The organism is Ochrobactrum sp. S1502_03, assembly GCF_044435015.1.
GTDB lineage: Bacteria > Pseudomonadota > Alphaproteobacteria > Rhizobiales > Rhizobiaceae > Brucella > Brucella chromiisoli.
In genome coordinates this window covers 12,580-35,282 of the sequence record NZ_JAYEXN010000020.1, presented here as the reverse complement: position 1 = coordinate 35,282, position 22,703 = coordinate 12,580, and the positions used below count along the sequence as shown (strand labels likewise).

Genomic DNA, 22,703 nt, shown 5'->3' with positions numbered 1-22,703 from the left:
ATTTTATCATGGAGACTTTGCAGCCAGCCTCTGGCCTTGCTTTTCCAAATATTGATCCAGTGATCTTTTCGATCGGTCCGCTGGCCGTGCATTGGTATGGCCTTGGCTATGTCATCGGCATTATGTTTGCCTGGTGGTATGGCAAAAAGCTGCTGCGCAACCACCGCCTGTGGGCCAGCAACCAGCCCCCCATGCAGCCTGAAGCGCTTGATGATTTTGTGATTTGGGCAGCGCTTGGCGTCGTGCTTGGCGGACGTTTGGGCTATGTGCTTTTTTATAACCTCCCCTATTATCTCACCAATCCGCTGGCTATTCCTGCGGTTTGGGATGGCGGCATGTCTTTTCATGGCGGCATTCTCGGCACAACAATTGCCATGATCCTTTTTGCACGCTCACGCGGCATCAAGGTCTGGAGCATGTTCGATGTTGTCGCTGCGGGTGTACCAGTCGGTCTTGGCGTGGTGCGTGTGGCGAACTTCATCAATGATGAATTATGGGGCCGCGTCAGCGATGTGGCATGGGCTGTACGCTTCCCGAATGGCGGCGGCCTTCCGCGCCATCCAAGCCAGCTCTATGAAGCATTTCTTGAGGGGCTGGTCCTGTTTTTCGTTCTGTTCGTGCTTGTCTGGGCCGGTAAAAAACTCAAAGCACCCGGCTTTATCGCAGGCACATTCGTTCTCGGCTATGGTCTGAGCCGCATCATCGTCGAGTTTTTCCGCGAACCCGATGCACAACTTGGCTATCTCTTCGGCGGCTGGCTGACCATGGGGATGATCCTTTCCCTTCCGATGGTTCTGATTGGTCTATGGGCGATGTGGCGCGCCAATCGGGCGGCAGCAAAACATGCCTGAGGCATCGTTAAAACACCGGCTGAAACGGCTGATCGGCACCACAGGGCCGATCAGCGTTGCCGACTATATGGCTGCCTGCCTTGGCGACCGGGAATCTGGCTACTATACGACACGCGAACCTTTTGGGCGCGATGGCGATTTCATCACCGCTCCAGAAGTCAGCCAGATGTTCGGTGAACTGATCGGTATCTGGTGTGTTGGCATTTGGGACGCTCTCGGTCGCCCTGATAACGCCGTGCTCTGCGAGATTGGTCCCGGTCGCGGAACGCTGATGAGTGACATGTTGCGCACAATAGCAAAGCTTGCGCCTGGAATGTCTGGTTCAATGTGCATTGCCATGGTTGAGACCAGTCCAAGACTGGTCGAAAAGCAAAAGCAGAAACTTGGCCGTGAGAACGTGGAATGGTTCAAACAATTCTCTGATGTTCCGGGCGGCCCACTCATCCTCGTTTCCAACGAATTGTTCGATGCAATTCCGTTCAGACAATTCGTAAAATCGAATGGCCGTTTTGTCGAACGGCTGATCGCACTGAATGAACAGGACGAGTTTTACTTCATCAGCGGCACAGGCGGCATTGATGAGGCACTGCTGCCCGCAGGCCACCAGACAGCACCCGAAGGCACAATTTTCGAAGCAGCCCCTGCCCGCACCGCCTTGATGCAGGAAATTGCACAGCGCATTGCCATTTCGCGCGGGGCCGCACTTTCTATCGATTATGGCCATCTGCAATCGGGCTTCGGCGACACACTGCAAGCTATGCTGAAGCATGCCTATGATGATGTTTTTGCCCATCCGGGAGAAGCAGACCTCACCAGCCACGTCGATTTCGACATGCTGGAAAAAACCGCGCGCAATTGCGGTTGCAAAACCGCAACCATGACGCAGGGCGATTTTCTGTTGGGCATGGGTCTTGTTGATCGCGCTGGACGTTTGGGGGCCGGGCGCGAGGGCGCTTTCCAGAATAAACTGCGCCAAGATGTCGAGCGCTTGGCAGCGCCCGACCAGATGGGAACGCTTTTCAAAGTGCTGGCTATTGCCGACAAACAAATAAAAATCTTCCCCTTTGAGACTGCCTGATAAATCACATCGTCAAAAAGCTGCGATTGACAAGCAATCAAGCCTCCCCCACCATCCAGCCGTTTGAAAGAGAAAGCTCATGACCGACAAGCCGCAACCGCTTCGCTCCCCTCTGCTGGACGGCATTGCCGGATTAAACGGCAAGCGCATTGCGCATGGCTTTTTCACCCGCAAAGGCGGCGTTTCAGATGGCATTTATGCAGGGCTGAACGTCGGCAGCGGCTCCAATGACGTGCCGGAACGCGTGAGCGAGAATCGCCGCCGCGTGGCCAAGACACTTGGCGTCGCATCCGATCATCTCGTCACAGTGCATCAGGTCCACTCACCTGATGTTGTCTATGTCACCGAACCTCTCACGGCGCCACGCCCAAAAGCCGATGCAATGGTGACCAATGTTCCCGGCATCGCGATTGGCGCATTGTCGGCTGATTGTGGCCCGGTGCTGTTTGCCGATCATGAAGCAGGCGTCATTGGCTCGGCCCATGCCGGCTGGCGTGGTGCGTTTACAGGTGTGCTCGAAAACACCATTGAAGCGATGATCAAGCTGGGTGCCAAGCGCGAAAATATTATTGCCGTCCTTGGTCCAACAATCGGCCCAGACAATTATGAAGTCGGACCGGAATTCTATGCCGAATTTACAAGCAAAGACCCATCTTATACCAAATATTTTGAGCCTTCGGACAAAGAAGCACACAAGCTTTTCGATCTCTGGACTTTCATCACAGACCGCCTGACCCGCGCGGGTGTCAGGGCAGAATCATTGCGTCAGTGTACCTATGCCGATGAAGAACAGTTTTATTCCTATCGGCGCACGACGCATCGTAACGAGCCTGATTATGGCCGTCAGATCGCCGCCATTGCCATTGTAGACTGAGGAGAACCGCATGGCCCTTCACTTCGAGCCGGAAGAATTCGCTGCACGTCGCGACCGTCTGATCTTGAAGATGGAGGAAGAGAAGCTGGATGCTTTGCTGCTTTTTGCGCAGGAAAGCATGTACTGGCTGACCGGCTACGACACCTTTGGCTTCTGCTTTTTCCAGTGCCTTGTCGTCAAAGCCGACGGTTCAACCGTATTGATGACCCGCTCCGCCGACCTCCGGCAAGCGCGCCATACATCCAACATCGAGAATATCGTCGTCTGGACCGATCGCGACAATGCAAACCCGGCCATTGATCTGCGAAATATTCTCACCGAACTTGATCTGCTGGGCACGCGCATCGGCATTGAATACCAGACCCATGGACTAACCGGCGCCAATGCTCGCAAACTTGATGATCAGTTACAGAGCTTCGCTAAGCTCTACGATGCCTCCGGCATAGTGGACAGTCTGCGCCTTCTCAAAAGCCCGGCCGAGATAACGCTTATCAAACGTGCGGCAGAGTTAGGCGACGATGCGCTGGATGCCGCACTGAAACTTATCAAAGCCGGCGCAAGCGAAGCCGATATTCTTGCTGCGATGATGGCCGCCAATTTTGCAGGCGATGGTGACTATCCGGCCAATGAATATATCATTGGCTCCGGCGCCGATGCACTGCTCTGCCGCTACAAAGCCGGGCGCCGCACACTTTCTGCAAACGATCAGCTCACGCTTGAATGGTCCGGCGTTTATCGCCATTACCATGCACCGATGATGCGCACGATTATCGTCGGGCAGCCAAAGCCGGAGCACGAAAGACTTTACGCCGCTGCACGTGAAGCTCTCGAAGCGGTCGAACAGGCGATGACACCTGCTTCAACATTTGGCGATGTGTTTGACGCACATTCGCGCACGATGGAAGCCCATGGCCTCACCCGTCACAGGCTCAATGCCTGCGGCTATTCTGTAGGCGCGCGCTTCACACCATCCTGGATGGACCCGCAAATGTTTTATTCAGGAAATCCCGAAAGCATACAGCCGGATATGACGCTGTTTGCACACATGATCATTATGGATTCCGACACGGAAACCGCCATGACGCTGGGGCAGACTTATCTCACAACAAATGGTGCTGCTCTGCCTTTATCCCGCCATTCTCTTGATATGATTGCCAAATAGCGCACAATCGGCGATAAATCTGACGGGCGCTGGAATAGTCTGCGCTTTCAGGAGCATGAAGCCGAACATGAACAAGGCACGTCTTTTCATGATGTTGTTGCTTGCTGGACTGCTTGCCGCCTGCAACAGCACCGAATCTGCATTGAACGTGCAGGGAGCCACGCCGCAACCTGCACAAACCACACCGGCAGCGCCGACCCCGGCCGCCACGACACCCGCGACGGCGCCCACAGTGCCAGCGCGTTCCGCAGCCTTAAAGCCGGGCAAGCTTTATATTGCCCCGATCATCGGCGCGCCTGTCACAGTCGTCACGCCGCTCACTCATCGCATTAATGATGACGCGCGTGCAAAAGGCATTGAGCTTGCAGGCAATAATGGCGCGGATGCCGCCTATGTCATGAAAGGCTATTTCTCGGTGCTGTCTGAAGACAATCAGACAACCGTTCTCTATGTCTGGGATGTTCTCGATGCGGCAGGCAATCGCCTTCATCGCATTCAGGGGCAGGAAAAAGTATCCGGTTCAGCGGCAGACTCATGGAGCGTTGTTCCACCTTCGGCCATGCAGTCAATCGCTGACAAAACCATACAGGAATATTCAAACTGGCTTGCGGCAAATCGCGCATGAAAAAGCAGTTCGCCGACAAAATACTGAAATCTTTTACTGAATCCAGTGGGCAGCCCTGTGGGAAAGCACTTTAAGAGAGCTTTTTGCAGCAATTGTGACCTCACAGGACTTGCAATGATGGTGACTCTTTGCAATAGGCCGCTCATTCAAGAAAACCTTGAAAGCTGCAGTATTTGGCACCTCTAAAAAAGAATACGCGGTTTTATAGTTTTTAAGAGTGGCATAAGCGTAGCCGAACGTGTTTCGGTTCACGCTGACACAACAGATCACGTCCGTTTCACGGACTTTTTGCGACAGAACGAAACTGCTCCGGCTTCAGAGGCAAAAAGAATGAAACTTTTCGCAGGCAACTCCAACCGGGTTCTTGCCGAATCCGTTGCTCAATATCTCGACATTCCATTGGGCAAGGCGACTGTTCGCCGTTTCGCCGATCAGGAAATCTTCGTCGAGATTCAGGAAAACGTGCGCGGCGAAGACGTATTCGTTCTGCAATCGACCTCCTATCCGGCAAACGACAATCTGATGGAACTGCTGATCATGATCGACGCCTTCCGTCGTTCATCAGCACGCCGCATCACTGCTGTGCTTCCTTATTTCGGCTATGCGCGCCAGGATCGTAAACCCGGCCCACGCACGCCAATCTCGGCAAAGCTGGTTGCCAACCTCATCACCGAAGCCGGTGCAAACCGCGTTTTGACACTGGATCTTCATGCAGGTCAGATTCAGGGCTTCTTCGATATTCCGACCGACAACCTCTATGCGGTTCCGGTCATCGCCCGCGATGTGAAAGCAAACTATCCGACCGGCAATTGCATGGTCGTTTCGCCTGACGTTGGTGGTGTGGTTCGCGCCCGCTCGCTGGCAAAGCGCATCGATGCGCAGCTTGCAATCGTTGATAAGCGCCGTGAGCGTCCGGGGGAATCGGAAGTCATGAACGTCATCGGCGATGTGACCGGCAAAGATTGCCTGCTGTTCGACGATATCGTTGATTCCGGCGGCACGCTGTGTAACGCAGCAGAAGCTCTGCTCGCCAAGGGTGCAAACAGCGTTACAGCCTACATCACCCACGGCGTTCTGTCGGGTGGTGCTGTTGCGCGTATCGCTTCATCGAAGCTGAAAGAACTGGTTATCACCGATTCGATCCAGCCAACGACCGCGATCAACGACGCACCGAATATTCGCGTCCTGTCGATCTCCAGCCTGATTGGTGAAGCGATTGCGCGCACCGCGGCTGAAGAATCGGTTTCAAGCCTGTTCGATTAATTTAATTGCGATGCCGAGACATGCCGCAAGCAACAGCACAAGCGGCATGTTGAGCCTTAAAACGAGAAGCAAGAATGCCGCCGCGCCTGCAATCAGGACGGCGGCATTGTCTATTGTGCTGACATCTGGCAGCGGCAGCGTGAAAGGACCGAGCGGCACTTCTTGAACCTGTGAAAACAGGACGTGCAGCGAAAACCAGAGCGCGAGATTGGCAATCACACCAACAACCGCAGCCGTGATTCCACTCAGCATGGCTGACAGCCAGCGCAGCTGACGCAGGCGCTCCACAAATGGCGCACCAGCCAATATCCAGAGAAAGCACGGCACGAAGGTAAACCAGAGCGCAATCAGCCCGCCCACAAGCCCACCGGCCAGTGGCGGCAATCCTGACAGATTGGCCGCTCCTACAAAGCCGACGAAAACCAGTACAAGGATCAGCGGCCCCGGCGTGGTTTCTGCCAGTCCCAGACCGGTCAGCATTTCACCGGGTTTCATCCAGCCAAAATGTTCAACGGCCTGCTGTGCTGTGTAGGACAGTGCTGCATAAGCACCGCCAAATGTAACGACTGCCAGTTTGGAAAAAAATGCAGCTTCCGCAGTGAAGACATGCATGCCGCCAAAGGCCAGATAAAGCCCGACCAATGGCACCAGCCATAACCCACCCCAGATGAGGGTTTGCAGCGAAAATTCACGCAATGCATTGGGGGCGGCTTGCGCGACGTTATTGCTCGCAGCACCGCCCCGCAACCAGTGTCGTAAACCACCGGCAAGTGCTGCCAATAGAACGACAATTGGAAACGGCAGCTTCAGAAGCGCAATCGCAACAAAGGCAGCAATCGCGATCAGATAGGAAAAACCGGAAGCAAGCGTGCGCTTCGCCATCCGGTACAGCGCTTCGAACACCACGGCCAGCACTGCTGCCTTGAGGCCAAACAGAAGCCCCGCAACAATATCCACATGTCCAAAGGCAACATAAAGCGCCGACAAGGCCAGCATGACGGTTGCACCGGGCAGAACAAACAAAAGCCCCGCCAGCAAGCCACCGCGCCAGCCTTTGATCGCCCAGCCTGTATAAGTCGCGAGCTGCATGGCTTCCGGCCCCGGCAATAACATGCAGAAATTCAGCGCATGGATCAGTCGCTCCTGATCCAGCCAGCGCTTTTCATCAACCAGAACCCGCTGCAACATGGCAATCTGCGCGGCAGGTCCGCCAAACGACAAAAGCCCTATCTTGCCAAATGTCATAAACAGTTCTCGGAAGTCAGGCTGCGGCTTTGTCGTCATCTTGTCTCTCTGCATGATCCTGCAAGCAGTTGCTGAGGATCATTACAGGTTCATGACGGTTTGCACAGAACCACTTTATTCCGCCGCAAGCGCCTCATCCGCCTGATCATCAGGCGCATTCGGATCGCCGGGTGCCGTCTCGCACTCAAGATCAGGGAAGTTCACGATGCGCAAACCTTTGAAATCATTGCGCACAACCAGTAATCCGCGCTCTTCGAAGTAGGTCAACAGGCGTCGGGCGCGACTTAGCGAGTGAGTGCCATAAGCTCGCGCCAGTGCCGCATCAGACGGGCATATCGCCCCCGTCACTGCTGCCTGTGCGACAATCAGAAACACACCCTGCACATCATCGGTAAGGCTTTCAGAAAGCGCCAATGCCTTCTGCCATGTCTCACCAGTCGCAACATCGCTCTCAATGCTCGCTTGCGCAACCGCAAGACGGCGGCGGAAAGCAGGCAAAGCGAGCGGCTCGCCAGGAACTCGATGAATCCGGCAGCGCACCAGAAAATCCTGATAAAGCACAGCAACAGAGCGGAAAGAAGCATCGGGATCGTCAACGATCTCGCGCATGACCTTCTCAAGCAAGCTATCACGCTCGGCTTCCACAATGCCGGGGAACAACGGTGCCTCAACAGGCTCTGCTTCCGGCTTTGGCTTGGCCACCTGTGCCAGAATTTCTGCCGTCGATGGTGGCGGCGGCGGTGGTGGTGTGCGGCGCACAACGGTGCGGATTTCTTCCGGCGCTGGCGTAAAAATCAGATCACGCGCATCTTCCGGCGCATCGGGCAAAGGCATCAGCTTTGGCGACGACGAACGCGCAGAAGTTTCAACCTTGCCAATTTTGATCGGCAGCGGGCGGCGCGACAAGGCCGGTCCAAGCGCAATGAAATGGCCGCGCTGCAAATCGCGGAACTGTTCCGCCTGCTTGCGTTCCATACCGAGAAGATCGGCGGCGCGCGCCATATCAATATCGAGGAAGGTCCGCCCCATCAAAAAATTCGATGCTTCCGCAGCCACATTCTTGGCAAGCTTTGCAAGGCGCTGCGTGGCAATCACACCGGCCAGACCGCGCTTACGGCCACGACACATGAGGTTCGTCATCGCACCAAGCGAAAGCTTGCGCGCTTCATCCGACACTTCGCCAGCGGCAGCGGGCGCAAAGAGCTGCGCTTCATCAACCACGACGAGCATCGGATACCAATAATCGCGCTCCGCATCAAACAGACCACCAAGGAAAGCCGCCGCCGCACGCATCTGCTGCTCGACGTCCAGACCTTCGAGATTAAGCACCACCGAAACACGATGCTGGCGAATGCGGCTTGCAATGCGGGTGAGTTCAGATTCCGAACGGGCAGCATCGACAACCACGTGGCCGTAAAGATCGGCAAGCGTTACGAAATCGCCTTCCGGGTCTATGATGCATTGCTGCACGCACTGTGCGCTCTGCTCAAGCAGGCGGCGCAGCAGATGCGACTTGCCGGACCCGGAATTGCCCTGCACCAGAAGACGCGTTGCGAGAAGCTCTTCAAGATCAAGCATGGCCTGCTTACCACCGCCAAGCGCCACTGCCGAGGCAGAACCACTTCCAGCAACAGCACCCATGTCGATACCGACCTGCATCTCGTTTCCTTTGTTCCGTGGATGTTGTGACGACTCGGCAGGCAGAACCCGCGATCAGTCTGCCATGCGCTTAACATTTTTGACGCGGCCAATGCCACCCGTTAAGACAAAAGCCCACAGAAGCTGTGGAACGCCTTGCATGAAAAGCCCCTTTGTTCTATAGCACCGCCATCCGCGTAGACACCCTTGGAGGCAACGCGGAATGAAGCCGCCCGGCCTTTCACCCTGTGAAAGGCATATCGGGCTGTTTCATGTTGTTCGTCGTTGCATGATCCCGAAAAGTGGAAACCGGTTTTCGGTCAAGATCATGCACAGATAAAACGGCAAGCGACACTCCAGTAACTTTGAAAGGAAATGCCATGAGCGATACTTACGTGCTCAAGGCCGATCTGCGTACACGGGTTGGTAAGGGGTCCTCCCGCGAACTGCGTCGCAACGGCCAGATTCCAGCAGTCATCTATGGTGACAAGCAGGAGCCACTCGCAATTGCTGTCTCGTACAAGGAAATCTTCTACAAGATCCATGGCGGCGGCTTCAAAACCACGGTTGCTACGATCGAAGTAGACGGCAAGAAGATTCAGGTTCTCCCTAAGGATTACCAGCTCGATCCAGTCCGCGACTTCCCTCAGCATGTTGACTTCCTCCGCGTTTCCGCGAAGTCGGTTGTCCATGTTAACGTTCCTGTTCACTTCAAGAACGAAGAAGCAGCACCGGGCATCAAGAAGGGCGGCGTTCTGAACGTTGTTCGTCACGACGTTGAACTGATCGTTCCGGCAAATGCTATCCCTGACGCACTCGAAATCGACCTGACCGGCCTTGAGCTCGGTGACTCGGTTCACATTTCGGCTGTTAAGCTTCCTAAGGGCGCAACCCCTGCTATTCAGGATCGCGATTTCACGATCGCTACCATTGCGACACCTGCCGGCCTCAAGTCGGAAGAAAACGCTGAAGGCGCAGAAGAAGCGAAGGACGGCGAGTAATCGCTGTCCGCATAGAGGGGTCAGACAACCATGCTGCTCATCGCAGGACTTGGCAATCCCGGCCCTCAATATGCGCATAACCGACATAATATCGGTTTTATGGCGGTGGATGAAATATTCCGCCGCCATCGCTTTTCCAACTGGCAGAAGAAGTTCAAGGCCGAGATCGCCGACGGCGTGATTGACGGCGAGAAAGTCCTTCTCATCAAGCCAATGACTTTCATGAACAATTCCGGCCAGTCGATTGGCGAAGCCATGCGCTTCTACAAACTGACATCTGCCGATCTCGTCGTGATCTATGATGAGCTTGACCTTGCGCCTGCAAAGCTGCGCATCAAGACAGGCGGCGGCTCCGGCGGTCACAACGGCATCAAATCTATCGACGCCCATGTGCAGGCGTTCCCCGGCGGCAAAGACTATCGTCGTGTGCGCCTTGGTATCGGACATCCCGGTGCAAAAGAACTTGTCCACAATCATGTTCTGGGCGACTTCGCCAAAGTCGATAATGAATGGCTTGATAAGCTGTTTGGTGCAATCGCGGACAATGTTGGCCTGCTCGCCAAAAAAGAAGACAACAGCTTCATGAACCGCGTGGCTGTTGCCATGGGCGACGGCAATCAGCGTCCCAACGGCTTCAAGGCTGACCCTGCGCAGGCAGCAAAAGCGCCGCCGAAAGCCCAAAGCCACATTCGGCAGGCACGCCAGAGTGCAGCGAAGCCGCAGATTCCAGCAGGCGGACCAATGGCTGAAATGCTCAAGAAGCTCTTGGGAAACAAGGATTAAACTGCGACTTTTACGCGGTGCTCTTGACGCTTCATAGTTACATGTCGCATAGCGACAAAAGATTTATCCAAGTCGCATAGCGACACCAATTCTATTCTAGTCTGACAGGTAAGATCATGGGTTTCAAATGCGGCATCGTCGGCCTGCCTAATGTCGGCAAGTCCACGCTTTTTAACGCGCTGACCAAGACCGCTGCGGCACAGGCTGCAAACTATCCATTCTGCACCATCGAGCCGAACACCGGCGAAGTGGCCGTCCCCGATCCCCGCCAGAATGGTATTGCGAAAGTAGCAGGCTCAAAGGAAATCATCCCGACCCGCATCAACTTCGTTGATATTGCAGGCCTGGTGCGCGGTGCATCCAAGGGTGAAGGTCTGGGCAACCAGTTCCTCGCCAATATCCGCGAAGTCGATGCAATCGTGCATGTTCTGCGTTGCTTTGAAGATGACGACATCACCCATGTCGAAGGCCGCATTGATCCTGTGTCGGATGCTGAAACCGTTGAAACGGAACTGATGCTCTCGGACCTCGAAAGCATCGAGCGCCGCATCGTTCAGATCCGCAAGCGCGCAGCATCCAAGGACAAGGAAGCAACCACCGTGCTGCCCGTCATGGAACAGGCACTTGAACTGTTGCAGAACGGCAAGCCTGTTCGCCTGATGCTCAAAGACATTGCACCAGATGATCTGCTGATCCTCAAGGGCCTGAACCTGCTCACCTCGAAACCAGTGCTTTATGTCTGCAATGTGGCTGAAAGCGATGCCGCCAATGGCAATGAGCACAGCGCTGCCGTCGCCAAAATGGCTGCTGAACAAGGTGCTGAAAGCGTTATCATTTCTGCTGCTATTGAGGCGGAAGTTGCCCAGCTTGCCGACGAAGAAGCCAAGGAATATCTCGACGCCATGGGCCTTGAAGAGCCGGGCCTCGATCGTCTGATCCGCGCTGGCTATAAGCTACTCGACCTGATCACCTATTTCACGGCTGGCCCCAAGGAAACACGCGCATGGACCATCAAGCGCGGCACCAAGGCTCCGGGTGCTGCTGGCGTTATCCATACGGATTTCGAGCGCGGCTTCATTCGTGCGCAGACCATCGCCTATGAAGATTACATCAAATACAATGGTGAAGTCGGTGCCAAGGAAGCAGGCAAAGCGCGGGACGAAGGCAAAGAATACATCGTCCATGACGGCGATGTGATGCTGTTCCGCTTCAATACCTGATACGATCAGGCCACCGTGAAAACGGTGGCCTTTTTTCTACGCATGTCTCCCAAAAATGGGAACCGGTTTGGGAATTTAAGACATGCGCAGGCAGAGAAACAGAGTGGCAACGCCACTCTGGTCGGGAGGAGACCGGATTGACTGATAAAACACCCAAATATGCCTATGAGGACTTTACCCGAGGGCTGAAATTGCCCTTTGGCCCTCGCACCATCACCAAAGAAGAGATTATTGAATTCGCGCGCGAGTTCGACCCGCAGCCCTTCCATCTTGATGAGGAAGCAGGCAAGGCAAGCGTGCTCGGCGGTCTCGCTGCTTCGGGCTGGCACACCGTGTCGCTTTTCATGCGCATGATCTGGGATGCCTACCTGAAAGATTCGACCTCACAGGGCAGCCCCGGTATTGAATTCAACCGCTGGAAGCGGCCTGTTCTTGCGGGTGATACCCTGAGCGGACTATCGACGGTGCTTGACCGCCGCCGCTCCAAATCCATGCCGCATGTGGGCTTTCTCACTGTGCATAACGAGATCGTCAATCAGCGTGGCGAAGTTGTTTGCGAGCTACAGCACACGGCCATGATCGGCCTTCGCAATCCTGAGCAAGAAGGGGATGCGGCATGAGCTTTATTGAAGAGCATCTCGGCGAAGAGCTGACCATCGGCAGCTATACCTTCAGCGCCGAGGAAATCATCCACTTCGCATCAAAGTTCGACCCGCAACCGTTTCATCTTGACGCGCGAGCCGCCAAGAACAGCGTTCTGGGTGGTCTTTGTGCGTCTGGCTGGCACACCACCGCAGTTTTTATGAAGCTGAACGTGGCATCTATTGTTGAGGCAACCAAAGACGCTATCAAGGGCGGCGAAGTTCCGCCAACATTTGGCCCCTCACCCGGCTTTGAGAATCTCAAATGGATACGCCCGGTCTATGCAGGTGACACGATCACCTATAAGCGTACCGTCCATGCGATACGGCCTCTCGGCTCACGTCCCGGCTGGTCAATGCTGAGCATGAGCAGCAGCGCCTATAACCAAAACGGCGACAAAGTTTTATCCTTCGACAATGCCGCCATGGTGAAGCTACCTGCTTAAAACAAAAGCAACGGTGATTGACGCATAAAACCGTTGCTTTTGCTAAACTCAATCGCCTTCAAATTCGACAAGCGTTCGCACTGGTACACCAAGCGCTTCAAGCTTTTTGCGTCCACCAAGGTCTGGCAGATCAATGATGAAGCAAGCGGCAACGATCTCGGCACCCATCTGGAGAAGCAGCTTGGCCGCAGCTTCCGCCGTGCCACCCGTTGCGATCAGATCGTCCACCAGCATGATGCGCTCGCCCGGCACGATGGCATCGCGGTGCATTTCCATTTCATCAATGCCATATTCGAGGCTGTAGGCGATACGCACGGTATCACGCGGCAGCTTACCCTTCTTACGGATCGGAACAAAGCCAGCCGAAAGCTGATGCGCAATCGCGCCGCCAAGAATGAAGCCACGCGCTTCGACACCCGCCACCTTATCAACCTTGTTTCCGGCATAAGGATAGACAAGTTCATCGACAGCGCGGCGGAAAGCCTGTGCATCCCCCATCAATGTCGTGACATCACGGAACTGAACACCGGGTTTTGGATAATCAGGAATCGTTCTGATCGCGTCTTTCAACGTGGCTTTAAGGCCGGATTCCATGTTCAGTCCTTTCAATACGACAAATTTAAAGGCTTTTTCAGATTACCTTCAACCACGATATAGCGGCTGCGCCAAGCGTAATCCCTATATTCGAACGATCTTTCACGATCAAAACAAAAAGGGCGCCTTTTGGCGCCCCTTCAACTGTTATGACAAGCGATCAGTGCTTCACATTCGACCAGATCGAACGCTTGGCAATATAAACAAGACCAGCAAACAGCACGAGGAAGATAATGACCCGAAAGCCTGTCTTCTTGCGCTGTTCAAGATGCGGCTCTGCGGCCCACATCAGAAACGCAGAAACGTCACGCGCATACTGATCCACCGTCTGCGGAGAACCATCATCATACGTCACCTGATCATCGCTGAGTGGCTTTGCCATGGCAAGCGACTTCCCCGCAATGAAGTACGGGTTGTAATGCGTGCCTTCCGGAATATGCATGCCAGCTGGCGGCTGTTCATCATAGCCGGTCAGCAGCGTATGAATATAATCCGGGCCTCCTTCAGCATATTGCGTGAATACGTCGAAGATAAAGGTTGGAAAACCTCGTTCAACGGCACGGGCCTTGGCAATCAGCGAGAAGTCAGGCGGAACTGCGCCATTATTAGCCGCAGCTGCTGCATTCGCATTGGGAAACGGCGATGGAAAATGATCCGTCGCAATTGCCTTTCGGGTGAACATTTCACCGTCCGCATTCGGACCATCGGTGACTTCATATTCGGCAGCGAAAGCCTTCACCTGATCCGGCGAATAACCGAGAGCTTCCAAATTGCGGAAAGCTACCAGATTCATCGAATGGCAGGCCGAACAGACTTCCTTGTAAACCTTGAGGCCACGCTGTAGCTGTCCCTTGTCATAGGTGCCAAATGGCCCCGAAAAGCTCCAGCTTTCCTGCTTCGGATGATGGATCGGATAGTGCTCGGGCTCACCCTCGCCACCGCCAGCAGCAAAAGCGCCACCCAGCGTCACACCAAGAGCCACGATCGGAGCAATACCGAAGACAGCGAAATTCTTGAGGATGTTTTTCATTTTTACGTCCTTCATCTCGCGCTTCAGCCCTTGATTTCCACTGGGGCAATCTCGGCCTTGCCTTCGCTCTTTTCAAGAACCGCCTCGGTAATCGAGTTCGGCAGACGCTTCGGCGTCTCAATCAAGCCAAGAACCGGCATGATCACAATGAAGAATGCGAAGTAGTAAAGCGTGCCAAACTGCGCCAGCAATGTGTACGTGCCTTCAGCAGGACGCGAGCCCAGCCAGCCAAGGAAGATCGCATTGATGACAAACAGCCAGAAGAACAGTTTGAACCATGGACGGTAAACGGCCGAACGCACTTTCGACGTATCAAGCCATGGGACAACGAAGAGGATCGCAATCGAACCAAACATCACCAGAACGCCGCCAAGCTTCGAATCGATCGGACCGATGTTGAAGGTGATTGCACGCAGCATCGCGTAGAATGGCAAGAAATACCATTCAGGCACGATATGCGCCGGTGTCTTCAGCGAGTCAGCCTGAATATAGTTATCCGGGTGGCCGAGGAAGTTCGGCATGTAGAAGACAAAATAGGCGAAGAAGATGAAGAAGACGAGCGCACCAAAAGCATCCTTGATGGTTGCATAAGGCGTGAACGGCAGCGTGTCCGTCTTCGACTTCACTTCAATGCCGGTCGGGTTTGTCTGACCCGTCACATGCAGCGCCCAGACGTGCAGAATAACAACACCCACAATCATGAACGGCAGCAGATAATGCAGCGAGAAGAAGCGGTTAAGTGTTGGATTATCAACCGCAAAGCCACCGAGCAGCAATTGCTGGATCGGCTCACCGATCACCGGAAAGGCCGTGAAGAAGCCCGTGATAACCGTCGCACCCCAAAACGACATCTGTCCCCATGGCAGCACATAGCCCATGAACGCGGTTGCCATCATCAGCAGGAAGATGACCACGCCGAGAATCCACAGAAGCTCGCGTGGCGCCTTGTAAGAACCGTAATACAGCCCACGCGCAATGTGCAGATACACGGCAATGAAGAAGAAGGATGCACCATTGGCGTGCATATAGCGTAGCAGCCAACCGGAATTGACATCACGCATAATCTTTTCGACGGAAACAAACGCAATCGACGTTTCAGCTGCATAATGCATGGCCAGCACAATGCCGGTAATGATCTGCGCAATAAGCATAAAGCTTAGGATGCCACCGAACGTATACATATAATTCAAGTTACGCGGCGTCGGATAGGCAACAAAGGAATCATAGACAAGACGCGGCAAAGGCAGCCGCTCGTCGACCCATTTCTCGATGCCGGTCGAGGGCGTATATGTGGAGTGATGACCACTCATGTTTTATCTCCCCAAGATCTGTTTTAGCCGATCCTGATGACCGTATCGGAAGTGAATGCGTATTCTGGAATGTGCATGTTTTCCGGCGCCGGACCGCTGCGGATACGTCCCGCAGTGTCATAGGTCGAGCCATGACATGGGCAGAACCAGCCACCGAACGACCCGGATTCACCGAGCGGCACGCAGCCAAGATGGGTGCAAACACCGACCATAACGATCCAGTTTTCCTTGCCTTCACCCGCCGAACGGGCGACATCCGTCGCTTCTGCATCCAAGGGAAGATTGGCATTACGCGCAGCAATGTCTTTCAGATCGCTCAAGGCAGTTACCTTGGCGTCTTCAACTTCCTTAGCAGTACGATTGCGAATGAAAATCGGCTTGCCGCGCCACTTGACGGTCATGGACGCACCTTCTTCAAGAGAAGAAACATCCACTTCAATGGACGCTGCTGCGAGTGTCGAAGCATCGGGGCGCATCTGGTCGATAAACGGCCATGCCAGTCCGCCGACACCGACGACACCAGCCATTCCCGTCGCAATATACAAAAAATCACGCCGTGTCGGCTCAGCCGTGTCGTGTTCGCTCACGTGCCAATTCCTTTTTAACCTGGATATCCAATTGAAAACTCCCCTCGTCCACCTTGCACCTGCGCGAAAGCGATCCTACCTTTTGCGCTCGCACGCAAACGGTAGTCCCGCAAGTACTTGCAGAACGAAACTCCCTCCATCTCAGCGTTCAGGTTTAGGCAGGTTGAAAAGTCTTGTCCAGACGCCAAGCCTAAGGGACGGCACCATGTCGCAGGGTACGGAATTGGTGTGCATTGAAATCCTGCCAAACAAAAACAGCCGCTCAATTTTCCCTTTGTACGAATGTTTTTGTGGCACTGAAAATGTCGAAACTAATGGTCTACGCCCAGAAAACCGCCTGATTGCCGCTCCCAGAGGCGCGCATAAATCCCGCCACGCGCAATAAGCTCATCATGCGTACCTTCTTCGGCAATGCGCCCCTTATCCATAACGATGAGACGATCCAGCGCCGCGATGGTCGAAAGACGATGGGCGATTGCAAGAACCGTCTTGCCCTCCATGAGCTGACGCAGATTTTCCTGAATAGCGGCTTCTACCTCTGAGTCGAGCGCCGATGTCGCCTCATCCAGAATAAGGATCGGTGCATCCTTCAGGATTGCGCGCGCAATCGCGATACGCTGCCGCTGCCCCCCTGAAAGTTTGACGCCACGTTCGCCAACAAAAGCATCGAAGGATTTGCGTCCGTTAAAGTCCTCAAGTCTTGCGATGAACTCATCCGCTTCCGCCTGACGCGCGGCTTCCGCAAGATCGTCATCTGTCGCATCATCACGCGCCAACATGATATTATCGCGCAACGAGCGGTGCAGAAGTGCAGTTTCCTGACTGACAACCGCAAAAGCACGCCGGAGCGAAGCTTGCGTGACGTCACGCACATCCTGCCCATCAACAAGGATAGCCCCCTTCTCGACGTCATAGAGTCGAAGGATCAAATTCACCAGCGTGGTTTTTCCAGCGCCAGAGTGGCCAACCAATCCGATCCGCTCCCCCCCCTTAACGGTGAAGTTGATATCATCCAAAACACCTCCGGCTTTGCCATAATGGAAAGTCACATGCCGAATATCGATGCGCGCATCGGTGATGTGCAATTGCTTTGCATCGCGCTTGTCTTCCAGACCAAGCGGTGCAGACAAAAGCTTCATCGAATTCTCAATGAGACCAAGCTGGCGCAGCATACCATTCAGCTGCATCATGAGGCGTCCGAGCAGCATGTTAAGACGCAGCACCAGACCGAGCGTGAACGACACCTGCCCGACCGTAATTGCGTCTTTCGTCCACAAGTCGATGGTGATGACGGCAACCGTCACAATCATCACACCCGACAACCCGGTCATGGCGAGACGCACACCGGAAAGTGAACGGAGAAAGGGGAAGATAGCCGCCAGATAACGCTTAAAGCCATCACGCATATAGCGCTCGTCATCATCGACGGTGTTAAGCTTGATTGTCTGAATATTGGAATAGCTGTCAACGATACGGCCATTGATCATAGAGCCTGCTTCGGCAGATGCTTCCGCATTCTCGCGGATGCGTGGCAGGTAGTGCCTTGCGATCAGACCAAAAGCCACGATCCAGACGATGACCGCGGCCGCAAGCCGCCAGTCAAGCTGGCCAACCAGAACCAGCGTGGTGATGCTGTAGATCGCCATGAACCAGACGACCTGAATGAGACTGTCAATCAGATCACCGGCCGCTTGCCCTGCTTGCCAGACCTTGGTCGCAATGCGCCCGGCAAAATCATTCTGAAAGAATGCATAGGACTGCCGCTGAACATAGGAATTCGCCTGCCAGCGGATCATATTATAGAAACCCGGCGAAAGTGTCTGACCTTCAAGCAGGGTATTTATGCCCGTGACGACAAAGCGGATGACAAGAACTGTGATACCCATGAACAAAAGTTCTGGACCTGCGGCCTGAAGCAGCGCCGACCAGCTTCTTTCAACGCCTGTGCGACTTGACTGATCAAGAATATCGACAAGCCTGCCGGTGAAGTAAAAAAGCCCTGCCTCAACAAGAGGCAGCAGACCGCCAACAACCAGCGAGGCTGCAAGCGGCCATTTGGCCTGCCGCGCGTAGTGCCACAAAAAAGCAAGTGTTGTTGAAGGCGGCCTGAGCTTGTCCGGTTCGCGGAAGGGATCAACCCAACGCTCGAACAGGCTATAAACCGCTTTCATCAATTGCGTATTCCTTACTTTGACATTTCCGCTTCGGCCTGCTCATCAAAGCCAAGGAACCCACCCGACTGACGTGCCCATAGTCCGGCATAAATACCGCCAAGCGCAACAAGCTCCTCATGCGTCCCGTCTTCGACGATTTTTCCCTCATCCATCACAACCAGACGATCAAGGGCAGCGATGGTCGAAAGACGATGCGCAATCGCGATAACCGTCTTGCCTTCCATAAGCGTGTTGAGGCTGTCCTGAATGGCCGCTTCCACTTCTGAATCAAGCGCAGAGGTTGCTTCATCCAGAATAAGGATCGGCGCATCTTTGAGCATCACACGCGCAATCGCGATGCGCTGACGCTGACCACCGGAAAGTTTCACACCACGCTCGCCGACATGAGCATCCAAGCCACGTCGACCTTTTGCATCGGTCAACAGCGGAATGAATTGATCAGCCTCCGCAAGGCGGATTGCCCGCGCGACCATGTCGTCCGTTGCGTCAGGACGGCCATACATGATGTTTTCACGGACCGAACGATGCAGCAAAGATGTATCCTGTGTCACCATGCCGATGCTGGCGCGAAGCGAATCTTGCGTTACCTTTGAAATATCCTGCCCGTCGATCAGGATGCGGCCTTTTTCAAGATCGTAGAATCGCAGCAGCAGATTAACGAGCGTGGATTTACCTGCCCCCGAGCGTCCGACAAGACCGATCTTCTGTCCTGCTTTGATGTCAAGCGACAGACCTTCAATGACACCCTTGCCTTTGCCATAATGGAAGCCGATTTTATCAAAATCAATTACACCGTCACGCACTCTCAGCGCAGGCGCGTCAGGAACATCCACCACAGCATGGGCGCGCGAGATCGTCGTAATACCATCTTCCACAGTGCCTATGTTTTCAAACAGCGCCGACATTTCCCACATGATCCATTGCGACATACCATTCAAACGCAGCACCAGGCCGATGCCCACTGCAACCGCCCCTACGGAAATCGCTTCGTTCATCCACAGACTGATACCAATCGCCCCCACTGCAAACAGCAATATGCAGTTCGCAAGATAGAGCGTGAAATGGAACAGGGTGATCATGCGCATCTGGCCATGCACAGTGGTTAGAAAACCATCGAGGCTTTCTTTGACGTAAGCCTCCTCACGGCTTGAATGCGAGAACAGTTTGACAGTCGCAATATTCGTATAGCTGTCAACAATGCGCCCGGTCATAAGCGAGCGCGCATCAGCCTGCTTTTCCGAAATCACCCGCAAACGCGGAATGAAAAAGCGCAGCAGGATGATGTAAACGCCGAGCCAGACCGCAAACGGGATCATCAGAACAATATCCGCCGAAGCCGCAATAAACAGCGTACCGGCAAAATAGACGATGACATAATTGAGCACATCAAGCAGCTTCATCACCGTTTCGCGCACGGCAAGAGCGGTCTGCATCAGCTTGGTTGAGATACGTCCGGCAAACTCGTCCTGAAAGAACGACATCGACTGGCGGATCAAATAGCGATGCATCAACCAGCGCACACGCATCGGATAGTTTCCGAGCAAGGTCTGGTGGATAAGCAGCGAGTGAATGAGCACTACGCCCGGCAGTCCCACCAGCACGACACCTGAAATCAATGAAAGCCGCCAGCCCTCATTGCTTAAAAAGGTCTCGCGTGACTGGTGCGAAAGCCAGTCAACAATATTGCCCATAAAGGCAAAAAGCGACACTTCTATAATGGCAATCAGTGTCGTAAAAATTGCCATGCCGATAATCCATGGCCATGCGCCACGGGTATAATAAAGGCAAAAAGCGACCAGCCCGCGCGGAGGCTCGCGCGGCGGTTCTTCGGGATAAGCTTCGAGTCGATTTTCAAACCATGTAAACATGGCGATCCTTGTACGGGCACCTTATGAAATTGCCAAGAGAGAACGAGAACAAAAAGGGAATATTTTTGTGATCAACCAAAGCATCGTTTTCCTTCAACTTATCACAGCACAGATGTGTTGATGTCAGAGCAAGAGCGGGTTACGGCACTTGCAGCCATCGGATTTGTGAGCTACCCGCTCTATATGGATTTGCGCATCGCCCTTTATCAGCCCGACATTCCCGGCAATACCGGAACCATTCTGCGCATGGCCGCCTGCCTTGGCTTTGCGGTGGACCTAATCGAGCCTGCGGGTTTCGATGTTTCCGATCGCTCATTGAAGCGTGCAGGCATGGACTATCTTGAGCAAGCCGCCCTGACCCGCCATGCCGACTGGCAGCATTTCAACGACTGGCGCCTTCATGCAGGCAAGCGCCTCGTGTTGCTTTCGACCAAAGCCGCGATCCCCTATACGCAATATCAGTTTCAGACGAACGATATCCTGCTGTTCGGAAGAGAGTCTGCCGGCGTGCCTGACAGCATTCAGGATAGCGCCGATGCGCGCCTGATCATCCCGATGATACCGGGTGCGCGCTCCCTCAATCTTGCGGTTTCTGTCGCAATCACAGCAGGCGAAGCTATGCGTCAGCGAAATCAGGAAACAGATTCCGTTTCAACCGCATAGGCGAATAAGCGGAATCAGTTCCCGAACACGTTAATACATCCAGAAAAAGGTCCTCCCCAATGAAGCCATTGTTCCGCAGCTCTGTTCTTACGGCCTCACTGCTCAGCACTGCAATTGCCGCTCCTGCATTTGCACAAACTGCTGAAACCATTGCGCCGAAGGTTATGGTCATCACTATGTTCGGCGAAGAAGCCAAGCCTTGGCTGGAAGGTGAAAACTTCACGCAGAAGCTGAAGCTGCCGGGCTTGAGCCCTGAATATCCCGATATTGACTGTACGGCCGAGGGCCTCTGCCACATGACGACCGCCATGGGTTTTGCCAATGCAGCCAGTGCAGTCTCGGCCATGGCGCTGAGCGACAAGCTTGATCTGAAGAACACCTATTTCCTCATCGCGGGCATTGCAGGCGTTGACCCCAAGCATGGCACGCTCGGCTCTGCGCATTGGGCGAAATATGCAGTTGATGCCAACCTCAACCACCGCATTGATATTCGCGAAGCCCCTGAAGGCTGGACCACCGATTTCTTCGGTCTCGGCGCATCCAAGCCGGGCGAAAAGCCAAAATGGGCAGCAGGCACCGAAGTGTTCGAACTCAATGGCAAGCTTGCAGATTATGCGCTTAAAACCACGCAAAGCGTTGAACTTCTCGACAGCGACGATGCCAAGGAATATCGCAAGCACTACACGGAAGAAGCCGCAACCAGCGCCCCGATGGTTACAATCTGCGACACCGCATCTGGCGACACGTACTGGCACGGCACGAAGCTCGGCGAAGCCATGGAACAGTGGGCAAAACTCCTGACCGACGGCAAAGCCGACTACTGCACGTCACAGATGGAAGACAACGCAACGCTGACAGCGCTTAAGCGTGCAGCCGATGCGGACAAGCTCGACTTCAACCGTATCGCGCTTCTGCGCACGTCTTCCAACTTCGACCGTCAGGGCAAAGACCAGACAGCATCAGAGTCGCTCGCTGCAAAGTCGGGTGGTTTCCCGCTGGCCACAACCAATGCCTATCGCGTTGGCAAAGCCTATGCCGACAGCATCATCAAAGACTGGAAGTCGTGGGAACAGGCACCGCAGACAGAGGCCAAGTAGTCCGGTAACGGTATAACGACTCAAAAACAAAACGCCCTTCGGCAAAGACCGAAGGGCGTTTTCGCAAATGCCGCCTTTGAATCTGGTTTCAATGGCTTGAGCAGCTTTGTTGAATCAGATCTCTAATCTGACGTTGGCAGGCGGCGCATGGTAAATTCGATGACATCATCGGGCCGTTCACACCAGCTCTCGATTTCTGTCCAATATGCAGCCTTGGGAAAACTCTCGAACCATTCGCGCGCTTTATCGCGTGCGGCTTGCCGCGGCAAAGCAAATGTCTCACGGACAAAGCCATCCCGTGGGAGCCTGCTTTTATTCGCGCGACCTTTTTCAAGCTGCTTGCGCAAGCCTTCCAGCGGCGGTTTGGGCGGTGATGCGCTCATGCAGTTGCCTCCCGTACAAAGGGTTAAAATCCCCTACCCCATAAGATAGGGAAGCGACGACTTCATGACGAGTCTTTTCTTGGGGAGAGAAATTCGCCTTCGCCCACCATACTGTCTTCGCACTTTGCCAAAAGGCAGGACTTTGCTAAGTCATCTGAATTAAATTACTC

22 protein-coding genes are annotated in these 22,703 nt (G+C 54.2%); 13 read left to right on the top strand and 9 right to left on the bottom strand.

Annotation, left to right across the window (positions count from 1 at the left end):
- Window positions 1-5 precede the first annotated feature (5 nt).
- The 6 genes from lgt to VBH83_RS13350 all read left to right on the top strand — a co-directional run bounded on the left by lgt (window position 6) and on the right by VBH83_RS13350 (window position 5,853).
- Window positions 6-851 carry a prolipoprotein diacylglyceryl transferase gene (lgt, locus tag VBH83_RS13375; RefSeq protein WP_265985700.1) on the top strand — a complete coding sequence of 282 codons (846 nt, stop codon included), beginning with the start codon at window positions 6-8 and terminating at the stop codon, window positions 849-851.
- Complete coding sequence (locus VBH83_RS13370) at window positions 844-1,929, top strand: class I SAM-dependent methyltransferase (RefSeq protein ID WP_396998172.1); 1,086 nt, start codon at window positions 844-846, stop codon at window positions 1,927-1,929. The genes lgt and VBH83_RS13370 overlap by 8 nt, the downstream gene beginning before the upstream one ends.
- Before the next feature lie 79 nt (window positions 1,930-2,008).
- Complete coding sequence (gene pgeF / locus VBH83_RS13365) at window positions 2,009-2,803, top strand: peptidoglycan editing factor PgeF (protein WP_396998170.1); 795 nt, start codon at window positions 2,009-2,011, stop codon at window positions 2,801-2,803.
- Window positions 2,804-2,813: 10 nt separating this feature from the next.
- A complete protein-coding gene (locus tag VBH83_RS13360) occupies window positions 2,814-3,965 on the top strand; it encodes a M24 family metallopeptidase (RefSeq protein WP_396998168.1) in 1,152 nt (383 codons plus the stop codon).
- Between the two features lie 55 nt (window positions 3,966-4,020).
- The gene (locus VBH83_RS13355; RefSeq protein WP_396998166.1) at window positions 4,021-4,590 is read left to right on the top strand and encodes a hypothetical protein; all 570 of its coding nucleotides are present in this window, start codon (window positions 4,021-4,023) and stop codon (window positions 4,588-4,590) included.
- A 330-nt stretch (window positions 4,591-4,920) separates the two neighbouring features.
- The gene (locus VBH83_RS13350; RefSeq protein WP_396998164.1) at window positions 4,921-5,853 is read left to right on the top strand and encodes a ribose-phosphate pyrophosphokinase; all 933 of its coding nucleotides are present in this window, start codon (window positions 4,921-4,923) and stop codon (window positions 5,851-5,853) included.
- Here the strand turns inward: VBH83_RS13350 and chrA are convergent.
- Together chrA and VBH83_RS13340 are read right to left on the bottom strand one after the other, a co-directional pair.
- Window positions 5,836-7,137 carry a chromate efflux transporter gene (chrA, locus tag VBH83_RS13345; RefSeq protein WP_396998162.1) on the bottom strand — a complete coding sequence of 434 codons (1,302 nt, stop codon included), beginning with the start codon at window positions 7,135-7,137 and terminating at the stop codon, window positions 5,836-5,838. The genes VBH83_RS13350 and chrA overlap by 18 nt on opposite strands.
- A 75-nt stretch (window positions 7,138-7,212) precedes the next feature.
- Entirely contained in the window at window positions 7,213-8,757 is a 1,545-nt protein-coding gene (locus tag VBH83_RS13340; RefSeq protein WP_396998160.1) for a helicase HerA domain-containing protein, read from the bottom strand.
- Window positions 8,758-9,116: 359 nt separating this feature from the next.
- Here VBH83_RS13340 and VBH83_RS13335 point away from each other — a divergent pair, with 359 nt between their 5' ends.
- The 5 genes from VBH83_RS13335 (at window position 9,117) to VBH83_RS13315 (ending at window position 12,827) form a co-directional block, all read left to right on the top strand.
- Window positions 9,117-9,737: a 50S ribosomal protein L25/general stress protein Ctc gene (locus VBH83_RS13335; RefSeq protein ID WP_265985559.1), complete on the top strand. Its 621-nt coding sequence runs from the start codon at window positions 9,117-9,119 to the stop codon at window positions 9,735-9,737.
- A 30-nt stretch (window positions 9,738-9,767) separates the two neighbouring features.
- Window positions 9,768-10,520: an aminoacyl-tRNA hydrolase gene (pth, locus tag VBH83_RS13330; protein ID WP_265985560.1), complete on the top strand. Its 753-nt coding sequence runs from the start codon at window positions 9,768-9,770 to the stop codon at window positions 10,518-10,520.
- Between the two features lie 116 nt (window positions 10,521-10,636).
- Window positions 10,637-11,740 (top strand): redox-regulated ATPase YchF, encoded by a 1,104-nt coding sequence (gene ychF, locus VBH83_RS13325; RefSeq protein WP_265985561.1) that lies wholly within the window; start codon window positions 10,637-10,639, stop codon window positions 11,738-11,740.
- A gap of 137 nt (window positions 11,741-11,877) precedes the next feature.
- Window positions 11,878-12,360: a MaoC family dehydratase gene (locus VBH83_RS13320; protein ID WP_396998157.1), complete on the top strand. Its 483-nt coding sequence runs from the start codon at window positions 11,878-11,880 to the stop codon at window positions 12,358-12,360.
- Window positions 12,357-12,827, top strand: a complete 471-nt coding sequence (locus VBH83_RS13315; protein WP_396998155.1) for a MaoC family dehydratase — start codon at window positions 12,357-12,359, stop codon at window positions 12,825-12,827. Before VBH83_RS13320 ends, VBH83_RS13315 begins: the two co-directional genes overlap by 4 nt.
- 48 nt (window positions 12,828-12,875) lie before the next feature.
- On the opposite strand, the gene VBH83_RS13310 is transcribed toward VBH83_RS13315, so the two are convergent.
- From VBH83_RS13310 to VBH83_RS13285, 6 genes are all read right to left on the bottom strand, one after another.
- On the bottom strand, window positions 12,876-13,421 hold the full coding sequence (locus tag VBH83_RS13310; protein WP_396998153.1) for an adenine phosphoribosyltransferase: 546 nt from the start codon (window positions 13,419-13,421) through the stop codon (window positions 12,876-12,878).
- A 160-nt stretch (window positions 13,422-13,581) separates the two neighbouring features.
- Entirely contained in the window at window positions 13,582-14,451 is an 870-nt protein-coding gene (locus VBH83_RS13305; protein WP_396998151.1) for a cytochrome c1, read from the bottom strand.
- Between the two features lie 23 nt (window positions 14,452-14,474).
- Window positions 14,475-15,761, bottom strand: coding sequence for a cytochrome b N-terminal domain-containing protein (locus tag VBH83_RS13300; RefSeq protein ID WP_265985566.1), 1,287 nt, complete (start codon window positions 15,759-15,761; stop codon window positions 14,475-14,477).
- Between the two features lie 23 nt (window positions 15,762-15,784).
- Entirely contained in the window at window positions 15,785-16,348 is a 564-nt protein-coding gene (petA, locus tag VBH83_RS13295) for a ubiquinol-cytochrome c reductase iron-sulfur subunit (protein ID WP_265985567.1), read from the bottom strand.
- 311 nt (window positions 16,349-16,659) lie between these two features.
- Window positions 16,660-18,519, bottom strand: a complete 1,860-nt coding sequence (locus tag VBH83_RS13290) for an ABC transporter ATP-binding protein (RefSeq protein WP_396998148.1) — start codon at window positions 18,517-18,519, stop codon at window positions 16,660-16,662.
- 14 nt (window positions 18,520-18,533) lie between these two features.
- A complete protein-coding gene (locus VBH83_RS13285) occupies window positions 18,534-20,390 on the bottom strand; it encodes an ABC transporter ATP-binding protein (protein WP_265985569.1) in 1,857 nt (618 codons plus the stop codon).
- Between the two features lie 183 nt (window positions 20,391-20,573).
- Here VBH83_RS13285 and VBH83_RS13280 point away from each other — a divergent pair, with 183 nt between their 5' ends.
- Together VBH83_RS13280 and VBH83_RS13275 are read left to right on the top strand one after the other, a co-directional pair.
- Complete coding sequence (locus VBH83_RS13280) at window positions 20,574-21,053, top strand: tRNA (cytidine(34)-2'-O)-methyltransferase (RefSeq protein ID WP_265985702.1); 480 nt, start codon at window positions 20,574-20,576, stop codon at window positions 21,051-21,053.
- A gap of 59 nt (window positions 21,054-21,112) precedes the next feature.
- On the top strand, window positions 21,113-22,150 hold the full coding sequence (locus VBH83_RS13275) for a purine nucleoside permease (protein ID WP_265985570.1): 1,038 nt from the start codon (window positions 21,113-21,115) through the stop codon (window positions 22,148-22,150).
- Between the two features lie 122 nt (window positions 22,151-22,272).
- Here the strand turns inward: VBH83_RS13275 and VBH83_RS13270 are convergent, their stop codons facing one another.
- The gene (locus tag VBH83_RS13270; protein ID WP_265985571.1) at window positions 22,273-22,533 is read right to left on the bottom strand and encodes a hypothetical protein; all 261 of its coding nucleotides are present in this window, start codon (window positions 22,531-22,533) and stop codon (window positions 22,273-22,275) included.
- Between the last annotated feature and the right edge of the window lie 170 nt (window positions 22,534-22,703).

Excerpts from the sequence above, each read along its gene's own strand:
- VBH83_RS13370 (WP_396998172.1), top strand. The coding sequence starts at position 844 with ATGCCTGAGGCATCGTTAAAACACCGGCTGAAACGGCTGATCGGCACC.
- pgeF (WP_396998170.1), top strand. The coding sequence starts at position 2,009 with ATGACCGACAAGCCGCAACCGCTTCGCTCCCCTCTGCTGGACGGCATT.
- VBH83_RS13360 (WP_396998168.1), top strand. The coding sequence starts at position 2,814 with ATGGCCCTTCACTTCGAGCCGGAAGAATTCGCTGCACGTCGCGACCGT.
- VBH83_RS13355 (WP_396998166.1), top strand. The coding sequence starts at position 4,021 with ATGAAGCCGAACATGAACAAGGCACGTCTTTTCATGATGTTGTTGCTT.
- VBH83_RS13350 (WP_396998164.1), top strand. The coding sequence starts at position 4,921 with ATGAAACTTTTCGCAGGCAACTCCAACCGGGTTCTTGCCGAATCCGTT.
- chrA (WP_396998162.1), bottom strand. The coding sequence starts at position 7,137 with ATGACGACAAAGCCGCAGCCTGACTTCCGAGAACTGTTTATGACATTT.
- VBH83_RS13340 (WP_396998160.1), bottom strand. The coding sequence starts at position 8,757 with ATGCAGGTCGGTATCGACATGGGTGCTGTTGCTGGAAGTGGTTCTGCC.
- VBH83_RS13335 (WP_265985559.1), top strand. The coding sequence starts at position 9,117 with ATGAGCGATACTTACGTGCTCAAGGCCGATCTGCGTACACGGGTTGGT.
- pth (WP_265985560.1), top strand. The coding sequence starts at position 9,768 with ATGCTGCTCATCGCAGGACTTGGCAATCCCGGCCCTCAATATGCGCAT.
- ychF (WP_265985561.1), top strand. The coding sequence starts at position 10,637 with ATGGGTTTCAAATGCGGCATCGTCGGCCTGCCTAATGTCGGCAAGTCC.
- VBH83_RS13315 (WP_396998155.1), top strand. The coding sequence starts at position 12,357 with ATGAGCTTTATTGAAGAGCATCTCGGCGAAGAGCTGACCATCGGCAGC.
- VBH83_RS13310 (WP_396998153.1), bottom strand. The coding sequence starts at position 13,421 with ATGGAATCCGGCCTTAAAGCCACGTTGAAAGACGCGATCAGAACGATT.
- VBH83_RS13305 (WP_396998151.1), bottom strand. The coding sequence starts at position 14,451 with ATGAAAAACATCCTCAAGAATTTCGCTGTCTTCGGTATTGCTCCGATC.
- VBH83_RS13300 (WP_265985566.1), bottom strand. The coding sequence starts at position 15,761 with ATGAGTGGTCATCACTCCACATATACGCCCTCGACCGGCATCGAGAAA.
- VBH83_RS13290 (WP_396998148.1), bottom strand. The coding sequence starts at position 18,519 with ATGAAAGCGGTTTATAGCCTGTTCGAGCGTTGGGTTGATCCCTTCCGC.
- VBH83_RS13285 (WP_265985569.1), bottom strand. The coding sequence starts at position 20,390 with ATGTTTACATGGTTTGAAAATCGACTCGAAGCTTATCCCGAAGAACCG.
- VBH83_RS13280 (WP_265985702.1), top strand. The coding sequence starts at position 20,574 with ATGGATTTGCGCATCGCCCTTTATCAGCCCGACATTCCCGGCAATACC.
- VBH83_RS13275 (WP_265985570.1), top strand. The coding sequence starts at position 21,113 with ATGAAGCCATTGTTCCGCAGCTCTGTTCTTACGGCCTCACTGCTCAGC.
- VBH83_RS13270 (WP_265985571.1), bottom strand. The coding sequence starts at position 22,533 with ATGAGCGCATCACCGCCCAAACCGCCGCTGGAAGGCTTGCGCAAGCAG.